Annotated in this window: 12 protein-coding genes; 4 read left to right on the top strand and 8 right to left on the bottom strand. The window is 64.3% G+C overall.

All coding sequences use genetic code 11. The features are described 5' to 3' along the window. Positions 1-71: 71 nt before the first annotated feature. Entirely contained in the window at positions 72-335 is a 264-nt protein-coding gene (locus tag AC0L3P_RS28280; protein ID WP_473282109.1) for a hypothetical protein, read from the top strand. A 397-nt stretch (positions 336-732) separates the two neighbouring features. Further along, positions 733-2700, top strand: a complete 1968-nt coding sequence (locus AC0L3P_RS28275) for a carbohydrate porin (protein WP_473307044.1) — start codon at positions 733-735, stop codon at positions 2698-2700. Between the two features lie 7 nt (positions 2701-2707). Here AC0L3P_RS28275 and AC0L3P_RS28270 read toward each other — a convergent pair whose 3' ends face one another. Continuing rightward, on the bottom strand, positions 2708-3439 hold the full coding sequence (locus AC0L3P_RS28270) for a sulfite exporter TauE/SafE family protein (RefSeq protein WP_275168417.1): 732 nt from the start codon (positions 3437-3439) through the stop codon (positions 2708-2710). A gap of 117 nt (positions 3440-3556) precedes the next feature. After that, positions 3557-5632, bottom strand: coding sequence for a methyl-accepting chemotaxis protein (locus AC0L3P_RS28265; protein ID WP_473307042.1), 2076 nt, complete (start codon positions 5630-5632; stop codon positions 3557-3559). 245 nt (positions 5633-5877) lie between these two features. Between AC0L3P_RS28265 and AC0L3P_RS28260 the strand changes: the two genes are divergently transcribed. After that, positions 5878-7173 (top strand): hemolysin family protein, encoded by a 1296-nt coding sequence (locus AC0L3P_RS28260; RefSeq protein WP_473307040.1) that lies wholly within the window; start codon positions 5878-5880, stop codon positions 7171-7173. 221 nt (positions 7174-7394) lie between these two features. Here the strand turns inward: AC0L3P_RS28260 and AC0L3P_RS28255 are convergent, their stop codons facing one another. From AC0L3P_RS28255 to AC0L3P_RS28245, 3 genes are all read right to left on the bottom strand, one after another. After that, a complete protein-coding gene (locus AC0L3P_RS28255; protein ID WP_027565868.1) occupies positions 7395-7637 on the bottom strand; it encodes a PilZ domain-containing protein in 243 nt (80 codons plus the stop codon). Between the two features lie 98 nt (positions 7638-7735). Then, complete coding sequence (locus tag AC0L3P_RS28250) at positions 7736-9445, bottom strand: FMN-binding glutamate synthase family protein (RefSeq protein ID WP_473307038.1); 1710 nt, start codon at positions 9443-9445, stop codon at positions 7736-7738. A 222-nt stretch (positions 9446-9667) separates the two neighbouring features. After that, complete coding sequence (locus AC0L3P_RS28245; RefSeq protein WP_354064005.1) at positions 9668-10441, bottom strand: ferredoxin--NADP reductase; 774 nt, start codon at positions 10439-10441, stop codon at positions 9668-9670. 401 nt (positions 10442-10842) lie between these two features. Between AC0L3P_RS28245 and AC0L3P_RS28240 the strand changes: the two genes are divergently transcribed. Beyond that, positions 10843-11646 carry an ATP-grasp domain-containing protein gene (locus AC0L3P_RS28240; protein ID WP_473307036.1) on the top strand — a complete coding sequence of 268 codons (804 nt, stop codon included), beginning with the start codon at positions 10843-10845 and terminating at the stop codon, positions 11644-11646. 21 nt (positions 11647-11667) lie between these two features. Here the strand turns inward: AC0L3P_RS28240 and AC0L3P_RS28235 are convergent, their stop codons facing one another. The 3 genes from AC0L3P_RS28235 to AC0L3P_RS28225 form a co-directional block, all read right to left on the bottom strand. Then, positions 11668-12516, bottom strand: a complete 849-nt coding sequence (locus AC0L3P_RS28235) for an amidohydrolase family protein (protein WP_473307034.1) — start codon at positions 12514-12516, stop codon at positions 11668-11670. 3 nt (positions 12517-12519) lie between these two features. Continuing rightward, the gene (locus AC0L3P_RS28230) at positions 12520-13497 is read right to left on the bottom strand and encodes an aldo/keto reductase (protein WP_473307032.1); all 978 of its coding nucleotides are present in this window, start codon (positions 13495-13497) and stop codon (positions 12520-12522) included. Positions 13498-13601: 104 nt separating this feature from the next. Beyond that, positions 13602-14534, bottom strand: a complete 933-nt coding sequence (locus AC0L3P_RS28225) for a sugar-binding protein (RefSeq protein ID WP_275168425.1) — start codon at positions 14532-14534, stop codon at positions 13602-13604.

The raw sequence follows: 14534 nt of genomic DNA, 5'->3' as shown, positions 1-14534 counted from the left end.
GACGCGCGGAGCCTCCGTCCAACTCGGTACGCGGGCCACAACGGACCGCCTCAACCCGGATGGAGTTTCAGATGTCGATCAAGACCAAGATTTTTGCAGTTGCCCTCACCGCGCTCACCCTGACCGGCAGCGTCGTCGCCACCACCTCGCAGGCGCAAGCCAAGCCGCTCGGCTGGGGCGTCGGCGTCGGCCTGGGCATTGCCACCGCTGCCGTCGTCGGCTCCGCGATCGCCGCCAGCAACGACCCCTATTACAACGGCTATCACCGCTGCGGCTGGACCGCCCAGTACAACGCCTTTGGCCAGTACGTTGGCCGCGTTCGTACCTGCTTCTGATTTGAGTCCCTGAGGCCGATCTCACGTGGATCCTGCGTCCGACACGGGCGCCTCATCCACCCCGTGTCGTGCCCCCGACCCCGCCCGGATGTCCCCCCGGGCGGGGTCAACCGTTTTAGCCCCTAGGGAATTTGTTGCAGTCCCGTCACACCGAGGTGGGAACCATCCTCTGCGGCAATCCGCATCAGTTGCTATTGCGAATTAATAGCAATAAGGTTCACAAGAGGCTCAGGGGCTTGGGAAAAAGTCGCGCCGGATCGAGATCATCTCGCCCGATCGCGGAGCACCTAAGCCTGATGACAGGGTCGCCGCGAATCGGCAGGGATAGTGCGGCGAGTGGACACATTCGCGTTTGGGGGCGTGCGTTTTGACGTTGAGGGGTCACCGTTACAGGTATTTGCGAACGGCCGCGGCGATTGCCTCGGGCGTATTGGCTTTTCCCGTCGCCGGCCGCGCGGCCGATCTTCCGCTGAAGGCACCGGCCATGAAGGCGGTCTATGACTGGACCGGCCTCTATATCGGTGCGCATGCCGGCTACAGCCTCGGTTCGTCGCGCTTTGCGCTGAACGACGGCACGGGAATCAACAACAGCGGCGTCTTCAGCGGCATGATCGGCGGCGTGCAGGCCGGCTACAATTACCGGCTCAATTCCGGTTGGCTTGTCGGCGTCGAAGGCGATTTTTCGTTTCCGAACTACATCACCTCGAACTCGATCGTTTCCTTTCTCGCGACACCCGCCAACACCGTCACGCAGCAATGGGACTACACCGCGAGCCTGCGCGGCCGCGTCGGCTACACCAGCGGTCCCTGGCTGGTCTACGCCACTGGCGGCTTTGCTTGGATGGGCGAGCGCTATTTCGATACGCCGGCCGCAGGCGAAGTCCCGAAAATCCTGAACACGAGGCCCGGCTGGATCGCGGGTGGCGGCATCGAATACGGTTTCGCGCCGCATTGGAGTGCACGGGTCGAATATCTCTACAGCCGCTTCGACGGCGCCAATGTCGCCTTCTCCACAGGCGCCCAATACAATTCGTCGTCTCTCGACTTGCAGTCGATCCGGCTCGGCCTCAACCGCAAGGTCGATTGGCCGGGCATGCCGAGCTATAACCCGAAGAGCTCCCTGATCGACACGGAATCGGATCGCTGGGAGATCCACGGCCAGAGCACGTATCTACCGCAAGGCTACCCGTCGTTCCCCGCCCTCTACACCGGGCCGAATTCGCTCTCGCCATCAAGACAGGCCAAGGCGACCTGGAGCAACAGCCTGTTCCTGAACGCGCGGCTCTGGGACGGCGGCGAGGTCTATTACAATCCCGAACTGCTGCAGGGATTTGGATTGAACGACACGGTCGGCGCGGCCGGTTTCCCCAACGGCGAAGCGCAGAAGTCGAACTTCCCCTATCCGCACTACAACACATCGCGCCTGTTCGTGCGCCAGACATTCGGCTTTGGCGGCGAGCAGGAAGAGCTTGCGAGCGGCCAGTTGCAGCTCGGACAGAAGGTCGACGTATCCAGGCTCACGGTGCAGGCCGGCAAATTCCCGGTGGTCGACGTGTTCGACGGCAACGCCTACGCCAAGGACACCCGCAAGGACTTCATGAACTGGTCGCTGTGGGCGCCAGGCGCCTTCGACTATTCCGCCGACAAGGTCGGCCTCACCTACGGCGTCACCGCCGAGCTGAACCAGAAGCAGTGGGCGTTGCGCGGCGGCTACTTCCTGATGGTCGCCGAGTCCAATTCGAATCATTTCGACACCAGGGTCGGCGAGCGCGGCCAGTACGTGCTCGAGCTCGAAACGCGCTTCTCGCTGCTCGGCCAACCCGGCAAGCTCAGGACCATAGGCTGGCTCGACAGCGCCAACATGGGCAGCTTCCGCGAGACGCTGGACAATCCTGCGCTCAACCTCGACATCGCGCAGACCCGGCGCGGCCGCATCAAGGTCGGCTATGTCGTCAATCTCGAGCAGGCGATCACCGAGGATGTCGGTCTGTTCAGCCGTTGGAGCTGGAACGACGGCAAGACCGAGACGCTAGCCTTCACCGACATTCACCGCAGCCTTTCCGCGGGATTGTCGATCAAGGGCACGAAATGGGGCCGGCCCGATGACGTGATCGGCGTCGGTGGCGCCGTCAACGCCATCTCGCAGGATTATCGCGACTTCCTGGCTGCCGGTGGCCTTGGCGTTCTCATCGGCGATGGCGCGCTCAACTACCGCCGCGAGCGCATCCTCGAAACCTATTACGCCTACGCGCTGAATAAGAGTCTCACCCTCACCGCCGACTACCAGCTCATCGTCAACCCCGCCTACAACGCCGACCGCGGCCCGGTGTCGGTATTCTCCGGCCGGCTGCACGGCGAGTTCTGAGCGCGGTTCAGAACAACAGCGCGACGCCGGAGACGAACAGCAGCGCGAGCACGATCTTGCGGAACGTGGCCTCGTCGATGCGGCCGAACAGTTTCAGCCCGAGCCACGTTCCCGCAAGGAGAAACGGCAGGCCGAGCGCGAACAGCTTTGCGGTCTCCAGCGTGAACGAACCTTTGGCGCCCAGCAGCAGCGCCGCAATGGCAAACACCACGACCGCGACCGGTTGGAACGTGGCGCGCTGAACATCCTTGGGCAGGCCGCGCAGATTGCACCAGATGGTGATGATGATGCCGGCGAGGCCGGTCAGGCCGCCGAGCAGGCCGTTGACGAAACCGATCGTCATGTCGGCGGCCGGCGGCACGATGGTCGCGACCTTGAGCTGCGGCCTGAAGAACGCGTAGAGGCTGTAGACAATCAGGATCGCCCCAACCGCGATGCGGACGCTCTTTGGATCGGCCGAGGTCAGCAGTGACACGCCGAACGGCACGCCCAGGAGGGCACCGATCATGAAGGGCCACAGCCGGCGCCAGTCGAGCGCGCTGCGCAGCTTCCAGACCGAGTAGCCCTGCACCAGGAGGCCGAAGCCGACGATCAGGCTGGCGCTTTGAAGCGGCGTCAGCACGTAAAGCCACAGCGATGCCGCGACGAGGCCGAAGGCAAAGCCGGAGAGGCCGGCGACGAATGCGCCGGCGAAGGTGGCCAACAGGAAAAGCGGTAGCTCGATCGTGATCCCGTCCATTGCTCGCTCCAAACATCAGCGAGCAGCGCTTGCGTGGGATCACCACTTCACGGGGAGGCTGCGACATCCCCGGTGGCGCGAGCCTAGGTGAAGCCGCTTCCCTCCACAATGACCTTGTTACGCGGCCCGGATCGCGTCCAGGAACTTTCCGACCTCGACCTTGAGACGGCTGCTCTCGCCGGACAGCGACTTCGCTGACGCGAGCACGGTGGAGGAGGCCGATCCGGTCTGGCTCGCGCCGCGCTGCACGTCGACGATGCTGGCGGAGACCTGCTGGGTGCCGCGTGCCGCCTGCTGCACGTTGCGGGAAATCTCCCGCGTCGCCGCGCCCTGCTCCTCGACCGCAGACGCGATCGCCGATGCGATCTCCGACATGCGGGTGATGGTGTCGCCGATCGACTTGATGGCGCCGACCGAATCCTCCGTCGCACTCTGGATACCCGTGATCTGCTGGCTGATCTCGCCGGTGGCCTTGGCGGTCTGCTCGGCCAGCGCCTTGACCTCGGAGGCGACCACGGCGAAGCCGCGCCCGGCCTCGCCGGCGCGCGCCGCCTCGATCGTTGCATTGAGCGCCAGAAGATTGGTTTGACCCGCGATCTGGCTAATGAGCTCGACCACGTCGCCGATCCGGCCAGCAGCCTTGGCGAGCTCGCCGACATAGTCGTTGGTCCGCGCTGCCTGCTGCACCGCTTCGCTAGCCACGCGCGCGGAGTCCTGGACCTGCCGGCCGATCTCGTCGACCGAGGACGCCATTTCCTCCGCGGCCGCGGCAACGGTCTGCACGTTGCTGGAGGCCTGCTCGGAGGCGGCCGCGACGGTCGCGGTGACCTTTTCCGATTGATCGGCGGTGCTCGTCAGCGTTCCCGCCGACACTTCCAGCTCCGACGATGCCGACGACACGGTGTTGATGACGTCGCCGATCAACGCTTCGAAATCGCGCGCGATCTGATCCATGCGCTGGCTGCGCCGGAGTTTCGCCTCGGCTTCGACCGCGGCGGCCTCGTCGGCGGCCTTCTTGGCAGAGAGCGAGTCCTTGAAGTGCTGGAGCGAGCCCGCCACCTGGCTGATCTCGTCATTGCGGCCCGTCACGGGGATCTCGACCTCGTGCCGTCCGGCGGCAAGCGTTGCGATCACGTCCGCGAGCCGGCTCAGCGGCGTCACCACGCGCCGGCGCAGCATCATGGTCACACCACCGAGCGTCCCCAGCAACGCCAGCACCGCCACGCCCGCGAGCGCGAACATCGCCAGCGCGCCGTCGCGCGCGGCCGAGGCACGCTCGGCCGCTTCGGCCAGCGCGGCATCGCGCACGCCGTAGAACATCTGGATGGCGGGTACGATGACGCTGGCCAGCTCTTCGGCGTTGATGCCGTACTTGCCGTCGCCACGTGCCGCAGGCATTTCCTTGTCCACGACGAGCGCTGCCTTTCCGAAATAGGAATCCGTCGCCGCCTTCAGCGCGCTGGCGATGCGGGGCGGGCTTCCGAGCTGGTCGATGCCGGCCTCGATGCGCTCGCGGTCGGCCTCGACGCGCCCCTGCATACGATCCATCAGCGAGAATTCGGTCGCCGTGAGCGGACGGCGTGCGCTCAGCGCCGGCGACAGCGTGGCGGCGCGGCTGCCGGCCGAGACGCGCAGATCCTGCGCCGTTCGCGCCAGGCCCAACAGCGCCGCAAGCGAGGAATCGGCATTGATGACCTTCGCTTCGAGCCGGTTCATGATCGGCTCGATATTGCCGATGACCTCGGCAACGCCCGGAAGGAAGCCCTTGATCGCAGCGCTGTCGCGTGTTGCCAGCGGAACGCTCATCGCGCGATCTGCCGCCGTGGTGATATCCCTGAGCCGCCGCGCGGTACGGTCCAGGTTTTCGATCATCGCTCCGGAATCATCCAGCACCATGATGGCGCGCCTTGCCCCCTCGAATGCGGCATCGGCCGCTTTCGCGGCCTTCGCGGCGCCTTCGATCTGGGCCTGCGTCGCAGGGTTCTCCTGGAAAATCGGGGAGATGTAGGGGGCACGAAGGCTAGCAATCTGCTGACTGACCATCAGGGTCGCACCAAAGGCGTCGACCGTCTTGATCGCATCGGAGCGGTTCGCGAAGATGCGCGCCTGGGGTATGAGCACCTCGGCGCCAAGGATGACTGCAAAAACCGTCACCGTCAGCATCGACAGCGCAAAGAGCTTCCCGATCCGCATCTGATCCCCCGAATACATTCCTGCAAATGCCGAAAACCTAGCTGGTTGCCGCTAAGAGCCCGTTAAGCAACCGCATGCCCGTAGTTCCGCGGGTATTGGGCTTCGAGCACCTTCCTTCCGGGCCGGCGTCGCCAAGGTTCCCTCGCGGTGCCGGATGCGACAGAATCATCGGCATTTCTTCCTCGAATACCTATATCAATGCGTGTGTCGCCATCCGCGCCACACTCCCTTACCTCGGAACATCAATGCTCTCGGCCGAACTCGCCATCGTCGTCGTCCTGATCGTCATCAACGGCTTGCTGTCCATGTCCGAGCTGGCCGTGGTCTCGTCACGTCCGGCGCGGCTGTCGATGCTCGCCGCCAAGGGCGTCCGCGGCGCCGAGCGGGCGCTGACGCTCGCGGCCGATCCCGGCAAATTCCTCTCGACGGTGCAGATCGGGATCACGCTGGTCGGCGTCCTCTCCGGCGCGTTCTCGGGCGCGACGCTCGGACAGCGGCTGACGCAATGGCTGCTCGAACTCGGCCTGTCCGCAGGAATTGCCGACATCGTCGGCGTGGGCCTGGTTGTCACACTCATCACCTACGCCACCCTGATCGTCGGCGAGTTGGTGCCCAAGCAGGTGGCGCTGCGCGACCCCGAGAGCATCGCGGTCAGGGTTGCACCCGCGATGCACGTGCTTGCGAAGGTCTCGCTGCCGCTGGTCTTCCTGCTCGATCTCTCCGGCAAGCTGATCCTCACGCTGCTCGGCCATGGCGGCAAGTCCGAAGAGAAGGTGTCGGAAGACGAGATCCATCATCTCGTCAGCGAGGCCGAAAGCGCGGGCGTGCTCGAGTCAGGTGAGAAGGAGATGATCGCGGGCGTGATGCGGCTCGGCGACCGGCCGGTCGGCGCGATCATGACGCCGCGCACGGAGGTCAACGAGATCGACCTGAACGATACGCCGGAGAGCATTCAAGCAACCATCGCCAAGAGTCCGCATTCGCGCTTTCCGGTGTCCGACGGCGACCGCGACAAGCCGATTGGCGTGCTCCAGGCCAAGGACCTGCTGGTCGCCTTCATGAACGAGCGCACGCCGGATTTGCGCGTGCTGGTTCGCGAGGCGCCCGGCATTCCCGCGTCGGCCGATGCCCGCGACGTGCTGGCGATCCTGAAGGCTGCGCCAGTGCATGTCGGCCTCGTCTACGACGAATACGGCGCCTTCGAAGGCATCGTGACCACGGCCGACATCCTGGAATCGATCGTCGGCGCCTTCCATTCCGAGGAAGGCCCGCCGGAACCGGCCTACGTCAAGCGCGCGGACGATTCGCTGCTGGTCTCAGGCTGGATGCCGGTCGACGAATTCGGCGAGTTGCTCGGCATCCAACTGCCGCCGCACCGCTACAACACGGTCGCCGGCCTCGTGCTGCAACAGTTCAACGTGCTGCCCGGTGTCGGCGACGCCTTCGACTTCGGCGGCTGGCACATCGAGGTGGTCGATCTCGACGGGCGGAGGATCGACAAGATTCTCGCGAGCCGGCGGAGCGAAGTAGAGACGGGGTGAGCGAGCGGCGACGTGAGGTGGTGCTGAAATCTCCACGTGTCGTCCCGGCCTAGTGCGCAATTGCGCACGGGGGCCGGGACCCATACCGCGTGATTTATCGATTGCTGAAGGTAGAAGTACAGAACGACCAATCTTCGCCGAACCGCTCGCTGTGGTTATGGGTCCCGGCCCGCGTGCGCAATTGCGCACCGGGACGACAGTTGAGATTGCCGACCCAGCCCTCACCCGAACCTCACCCCGATCCGCTTTTCCTTGCGCCAGATCACAGTGCAGGCGAGATGCTTTCCGTCGGCCTGGACGAACAGGCTGAAATGGTCGGGAATGCCGACGGGACTGCTGACGTCGAGCGCGGCGCCGGTATCGGACAGGTTGCGGATGGTGCAGTCGATCGCGCCGCCGCCGCCGAACTCGATCGTTCCGGCCTTCAGCACGCGATGCCTTGCCTTGTCGCGCCGCTCGTCCATGGGGACAATCTACACCCAAAGTTGAACCAAGCGTTAAACGCAGCCCACGTCGCGATGCCTTTCCGCGCAGACCTGCGGCCTTGCAAGTGGACCGGCGCCTACAGCGCCGGCTGGAACGTCTCAGTCCGCGCCATCCGCCAGGCATCACGGAAGCGCGGGTCTTCGGTGCCTTCGAGCAGCTCGCCCGGACGCAGCGACGGATAGAGCTGCGCGAAAGATTTCACGTCCGTCGTCGAGGTGCGTTGGGAGAAGTGGATCGGGCGCAGCTGCTGCGGATGCTCGAGACCGGCCGCGGCGATGAGCTCGGTCAGCGAGTGCAGCGTGGCAAGGTGATAATTGTGCACGCGGTCGATCTTGAGCGGTACGTAGAGCGCGCGCGCCCGCGTCGGATCCTGGGTCGCGACGCCGGTCGGGCAGCGGTCGGTGTGGCAGCTCAGCGACTGGATACAACCGAGCGAAAACATGAAGCCGCGTGCCGAATTGCAGTAGTCTGCGCCGATCGACATGGCGCGTGCCATGTCGAACGCGGTCGCGATCTTGCCGGAGGCGCCGATCTTGATGCGGTCGCGCACATTGATGCCGATCAGCGCGTTGTGGACGAAACTGACGCCCTCCCGCATCGGCATGCCCAGATGGTCCATGAACTCCAACGGCGCGGCGCCGGTCCCGCCCTCATTGCCGTCGACGACGATGAAGTCGGGATAGATGCCGGTCTCGATCATCGCCTTGCAGATCGCCAAAAACTCCCAGGGATGGCCGATGCACAGCTTGAAGCCGGTCGGCTTGCCGCCTGAGAGCCTTCGCATCTCGCCGATGAACTGCATCATGCCAACAGGCGTCGAGAAGGCGCGATGCGAGGCCGGCGAGATGCAATCCTCGCCCATGGCGACCCCGCGGATCTTGGAAATCTCCTCCGAGACTTTCGCCGCCGGCAGCACGCCGCCGTGACCGGGCTTGGCGCCCTGGCTGATCTTGAGCTCGACCATCTTGATCTGGTCCTGGCGCGCGACGCGCGCGAAGGCTTCGGGATCGAAGGTGCCGTCGAGATGACGGCAGCCGAAATAGCCCGAGCCGATCTCCCAGATGATGTCGCCGCCCATCTCAGCGTGATAGGGGCTGAAGCCGCCCTCGCCGGTGTCGTGCGCGAAGCCGCCCTTCTTGGCGCCGGCATTCAGCGCGCGCACGGCGTTCGGACTGAGCGCGCCGAAACTCATCGCGGAAATGTTGAACACCGAAGCCGAATACGGCTTGGCGCAATCGGGGCCGCCGATGGTGACGCGGAATTTCTCCTCGGCATGCGTCTTCGGCGAGACCGAGTGATGCATCCACTCATAACCCTGGCGGTAGACGTCTTCCTGGGTGCCGAACGGACGCTTGTCGAGCTGCATCTTGGCGCGTTGATAGACCACCGCACGGATGTCGCGCGAGAACGGCATGCCGTCCTTCTCGCTCTCGAAGAAGTACTGCCGCATCTCCGGGCGAATCTCTTCGAGCAAAAAACGGATATGCGCCGAGATCGGGTAGTTGCGCAGAACGGCGTGGCCCTTCTGCATGAGGTCGCGGACGCCCAGCAGCGTCAACGCGCCGAAGATCAGGATCGGGATCAGCAGGATGTCGAAGATCTTGCGGTCGGCGATGCCGATGCCGATCAGCAGCGCGGTGACCACCGCGCAGATCGTCAGGACGATGAAGCGCGGGGAGAATGGCAGCAGCAGGGTTTCCACGATCCCCTCTTCCGCCAGCGGCAGTCGTTTGGGCGATACGTTGGGCGATTCCTGCGTCTTATGCTCGTCGGCCACGATTCCCATCCTCTCGCCAGCATGAGGCGGTACGATACGCCCGCGCCTGTCATACGGATATGACGCGGCGGTTGTTTCACGCTAGCGAATTCGGCGGAGATAAATCAATCAGCCCGATGGGCGGGCTTTTGCGGTGCAGCAGAGGCTGGGCCGACGACCACACTCACCGCGGTCATCCCGGCCCCCGTGCGCAATTGCGCTCTAGGCCGGAACGACCAGAGAACGCGGCGATTACCGCTCGACGAACGCCTTTTCAATCACGAAATGGCCGGGCTTGTTGCCGGAGCCCTCGACGAAGTCGCGGCCTTCGAACATCAGTTTCAGCTCTTCGAGCATCCCCGGGCTGCCGCACATCATGATGCGGTCGGTCGCGATGTCGAGTGGACCCTGGCCGATGTCGTTGAAGATCTGCTCGGAGCTGATGAGGTCGGTGATGCGGCCGCGGTTCTTGAACGGCTCGCGGGTCACGGTCGGGTAGTAGATGAGCTTGTCCGCGAGCAACTCCCCGAACAGTTCGTCCTCGCGAAGGCCGGCGACGAGCTTCTCGCCATAGGCGAGCTCGGAGACCTGACGGCAGCCATGCACCAGCACGATGCTGTCGAACTGGTCGTAGACCTCGGGGTCCTTGATCAGGCTGGCGAAGGGCGCCAGGCCCGTGCCGGTCGAGAGCAGCATCAGCCGCTTGCCGGGAATGAGATTGTCGGTGATCAGCGTGCCGGTCGCCTTGCGGCCGACCAGGATGGTGTCGCCTTCCTTGATCTTCTGGAGACGCGACGTCAGCGGGCCGTCCTGAACCTTGATCGAGAAGAACTCGAGCTCTTCCTCGTGATTGGCGCTCGCCATGCTGTAGGCGCGGAGCAGCGGGCGGCCCTCAACCTCGAGGCCGATCATCGCGAACTGGCCGTTCTGAAAGCGGAAGCCGGAATCGCGGGTGGCGCGAAAGCTGAACAGGGTGTCGGTCCAGTGCTGGACGGAAAGAACCTTCTCTCGGTAAAACGCGCTCATGATTTTCGATATTCCGAATAATTGCGGTTTTGGGGCAAAAGCGTTGCCCGGCCCCTGAAAGCGGAGCGGACACCATTGCCATGGCGGAGGATTTCGCGTGTGTGATCTACGCCATCGAGATCAATAATCAACCTCGTTCCGGATGCAATTGATGCCGGTCAAACCGGCATTTGCGGCGGAAATGGTCACATCATTAATGGATCTGCTGTCCGGCGCGTGCGGAGGGCAATTTCTTTTCCCTCGGGGGCTCGAATACAGCACTTAATTTCCGTGGCGCTCGCGAGAATTTCATTAAGAATAGCTCTGATTTCCCGCCGGTCTGGCCCCCGTTTCCCGCATTTTTGTGGCTTTTGGCGCCAAGATCGACTGGAACTTGCGACTGCGACTGGCGACAGAGACACATGGCGAGCGGCGAGCGGATCTTCGTCCAGGCGATCAAGCGCTATTGCGCGACCCACGGCATCGCGCTCCAGGTCCGCGCCGATGGCTGGCTGCTCGCGATGCGCCGGGGCGAGCAGCGCCTCTTCGCGTTCGGCTACGACATCGGCCTCAACAGCGCCATCGCGCACCGCCTGGCCAGCGACAAATCGGCCACCGCCGAGGTGCTCGCCCTCGAGGGCGTGCCCTGCATTCCCCATCGCCTGTTCCTCAATCCCAAGTTGGGCGAGAAGGTTGTCGGCGTCGCCTGGCGAGAGGCAATGCTGGCGCTGCTTCACGACAATCCGCAAGGCGTGGTGGTGAAGCCGAACGAGGGGACATCGGGACGATCCGTCTTCAGGGTCACGACGGAAACAGAGCTCGATCGTGCGGTTGGCGAAGCCTTTTCGATGAGCGCCGGACTCGTGATCTCGCCCTATGTCGTGATCGAAGACGAAGTTCGCGTGGTGCTGCTCGATGATGTGCCACTCGTCGTCTACAGCAAGCAGCGTGGCTCGGATTGGCGGCACAATCTCGATGCGGGTGCAAAGCCCGTGCTGATACAGGACCGCGATCTTCACACAGCCTGCGCAAAGCTCGCCATCGACGCCGCCAATGCCGTCGGCATCACCTTCGCCTCGATCGACCTCGTGCACGTCGACGGCGTCTGGCGCGTGCTCGAGATCAATTCCGGCGTGATGATGGAGACGCTGGCGAAGCTGCATCCGGAACTGGTGCAGACGACGTACGATGCGGCGCTGGATCGGGTGTTTGGCGACAAACACTGAGTGACACGCGCGCTGGCGGCTTCAACCAACCGCCAACCGATACGCAGCCTTCGCATTCACGCCGAACGCCTTCTCCCGCACCTGCGGCCCGAGCTTCATCAGGCAGGCCTCAAGCGCATTCTTGATCTCCCCATAGCTCCCCGCGAGCAAACATACCGGCCAATCCGAGCCGAAGATCAGGCGATCCTCGCCAAAGCATGTCGCGGCGTGCGCGACGAACGGAAACAGCAGTTCCGCATCCCAGTCGCTCCACACCGCTTCCGTCGCCAGCCCCGAGACCTTGCACCAGACATTGCCGCACGCCGCGAGAGCCGCGATGCGCTCGGACCATTCGTCGCTTCCACCGTCGGCGATCGGCGGCTTGGCGGCGTGGTCAAGCACGAAGCGCGCCTGCGGGAAGGCTTGTGCTGTTGCGATCGCGGCCGGCAGCTCGCGGGCGCGGACCAGGAAATCGTAGGCGAGATCGTGCGCGAACACGGCCGTGAGGCCGCGCTGGACGTCCTCGCGCAACAACCACTCCGGGTCGGCCTCGTCATGGACCTGGTGGCGGATGCCGACCAGCTTGTCGCCGCCGGGCGAAGCACGCAACTGCTCCAGCGTTTCGCCAAGTGCAGCATCAGTCAGATCGACCCAGCCGACGACGCCGATCACCGAGGGCGTCGCATGCGCGATCCGCAAGAATTCCTCGGTCTCCGCGAGCTCCGAGCGGCACTGCACCAGGATGCTCGCGTCGATGTCGTTCGCGCTCAAAAGCGGCGCGAGATCGGCCGGACCGAAGGCACGCCGGATCGGCGTGAGCTCGGGCGCGTCCATCCAGGGATAGTCGGCGCGCGCAGGATCCCAGAAATGCTGATGAGCGTCGACGATCATGCCTTACGCTCCGCCCGGTAATGGCGCGCGGGCGTCGACGAATTTTCGCGCACGCAGCTCCTGCCAGAACGCCGCGGGCACCGCCGTCTCCGACATCGCGATGTTATCGGCAACTTCCGCGGCGTTGCGCGCGCCCATCACCGCGATCGTGACTGCCGGATGGGCCATGCAGAACTGCAGCGCGGCGGCTTTCAGCTCGGTGCCGTGCTTGCGGCAGAGTTCGTCGAGCGCGAGCGCGCGGGCGACGAGTGCCGCATCGGCGTCCTGATAGTTGAACTTCGCGCCCGTGTGCGGATTGGCCAGGATGCCACTGTTGTAGATGCCGCCGAGCAGGATGCCGATGTTCTTGGAGGCGCAGACCGGGAACAGCGCATCCAGCGCGCCCTGGTCGAGCAGCGTGTAGCGGCCGGCGAGCAGGAAGCAGTCGACCGGAACGGCCTCTGCAAACCGGACCAGCATTTCCGACTGGTTCATGCCGGCACCGATCGCCTTGACGGTGCCGTCAGCGCGCAGGCGCTGGAGCGCGCGGAAGGCGTCGGCGACGGCGTCGTCGTAATGATCGTCGGGATCATGCACGAGCAGGACATCGACGCGGTCGAGCCCAAGCCGCACCAGACTTTCCTCCACCGATCGCATCACGCCGTCATAACTGAAATCGAACACCGGCCGCTCGCGCGACGTACCCTTGTAATGCTCGTCCTCCACGGCAGTGCCATCGGGCGCGCGCAGCAGACGGCCGACCTTGGTCGAGATGGCATAGGAGTCACGGGGCTGTCGCCGCAGGAATGCGCCAAGGCGTCGCTCCGCGAGACCAAAGCCGTAGAGCGGCGCGGTATCGAAGAAGCGGATTCCGAGCGACCAGGCGCGGGCGATGGTCGCTTCCGCATCGGCATCGCTCACCGGGGTGAACAAGCCGCCGAGCGGGGCGGAACCGAGGCCGAGTGAGGTGACGTCGAGGGAGCCGAGCCGCGATCTTTTCATTCCCATTGCCTCAACAGTCTTCCCCAACAGCCAAAATCATCTCTCCCGCTTGCGAAAAGCGCAAGCGGGAGAGGCACGCGAGGAGCGCGGGGCTGGCGACGCTCCTACTTCAACATCTGCGCAACGTTGTCCTTGGTCACGAGATCGAGGCCGGTATAAACGATCTCCGGCACCTTCTCGCCTTTCTTGATGGCGAGCAGCGTGTCCATCGCCTTCTCGCCCATCTCGAACGGACGCTGGCCGACCAGCGCATTGGCGTAGCCGTCGCGCAACAGCTCGAGCTGCATTTTCAGCGTATCGGCGACGACAAGCGTGAACTTGCCGGAATCGATATCCTTCTTGTACCTGGACGCGAAGGCCTTGAAGCCTTCGGGGGCGAACATCGGCCAGCCGCCGATGGGAACGATCGCGGCGAGATCTGGCGTCGCGGTGCGCATGTCAGTCATCTGCTGAACCGCCAGCGCGGGATCGTCGTTGCAGAACGTCGGAGAGCCCGCGACCTCGGTCCATTTCGAGCCCTTCAGCGCCTCGCGAACGCCGTCGACGCGTTCGGCGAGGTTCTTGGCGCCGGGACCACCCGAGACCATGGCGTATTTGCCGCCATCGGGCCGCAGCTTCAGGAGCTGCTTGCCGAGGGCGACGCCGAACTCCTTGTTGTTGGTGCCGATATAGGCGATGCGCTTGGCGCCGGGCGCATCGGCGTCGAAGGTGATGACAGGGATGCCGGCCGCGGTCGCCGCGTCGATCGACTTGGTCATCGCCGCGACGTCGGCAACCGAAATGGCGAGGCCGTCGACCTTCTGGGTGACGAAGTCCTGGATGATCTGGGCCTGCGTCGCCGGCTCGTGCTCGACCGGCCCCTTGTAGATGCACTCGATATTGCCGAGTTCCTTAGCACGCTTCAGGCAGCCGTCTCGCGCGAAGTCGAAGAACGGATTGTTCATCGCCTTGGGCACGATCACGAACCGGTAGTTTGCGGCAAACGCCGGCGTAGCCATCATCGCGACGGCGATTCCGGCAAGAACAAATTTCCTCAT

The organism is Bradyrhizobium sp. WSM4874 (genome assembly GCF_055811835.1).
Note: the sequence above shows the minus strand (reverse complement) of the source record. Positions and strands in the feature narration are given on the sequence as shown.

Excerpts from the sequence above, each read along its gene's own strand:
- AC0L3P_RS28235 (WP_473307034.1), bottom strand. The coding sequence starts at position 12,516 with ATGATCGTCGACGCTCATCAGCATTTCTGGGATCCTGCGCGCGCCGAC.
- AC0L3P_RS28240 (WP_473307036.1), top strand. The coding sequence starts at position 10,843 with ATGGCGAGCGGCGAGCGGATCTTCGTCCAGGCGATCAAGCGCTATTGC.
- AC0L3P_RS28260 (WP_473307040.1), top strand. The coding sequence starts at position 5,878 with ATGCTCTCGGCCGAACTCGCCATCGTCGTCGTCCTGATCGTCATCAAC.
- AC0L3P_RS28225 (WP_275168425.1), bottom strand. The coding sequence starts at position 14,534 with ATGAGGAAATTTGTTCTTGCCGGAATCGCCGTCGCGATGATGGCTACG.
- AC0L3P_RS28255 (WP_027565868.1), bottom strand. The coding sequence starts at position 7,637 with ATGGACGAGCGGCGCGACAAGGCAAGGCATCGCGTGCTGAAGGCCGGA.
- AC0L3P_RS28245 (WP_354064005.1), bottom strand. The coding sequence starts at position 10,441 with ATGAGCGCGTTTTACCGAGAGAAGGTTCTTTCCGTCCAGCACTGGACC.
- AC0L3P_RS28270 (WP_275168417.1), bottom strand. The coding sequence starts at position 3,439 with ATGGACGGGATCACGATCGAGCTACCGCTTTTCCTGTTGGCCACCTTC.
- AC0L3P_RS28250 (WP_473307038.1), bottom strand. The coding sequence starts at position 9,445 with ATGGGAATCGTGGCCGACGAGCATAAGACGCAGGAATCGCCCAACGTA.
- AC0L3P_RS28265 (WP_473307042.1), bottom strand. The coding sequence starts at position 5,632 with ATGCGGATCGGGAAGCTCTTTGCGCTGTCGATGCTGACGGTGACGGTT.
- AC0L3P_RS28230 (WP_473307032.1), bottom strand. The coding sequence starts at position 13,497 with ATGAAAAGATCGCGGCTCGGCTCCCTCGACGTCACCTCACTCGGCCTC.
- AC0L3P_RS28280 (WP_473282109.1), top strand. The coding sequence starts at position 72 with ATGTCGATCAAGACCAAGATTTTTGCAGTTGCCCTCACCGCGCTCACC.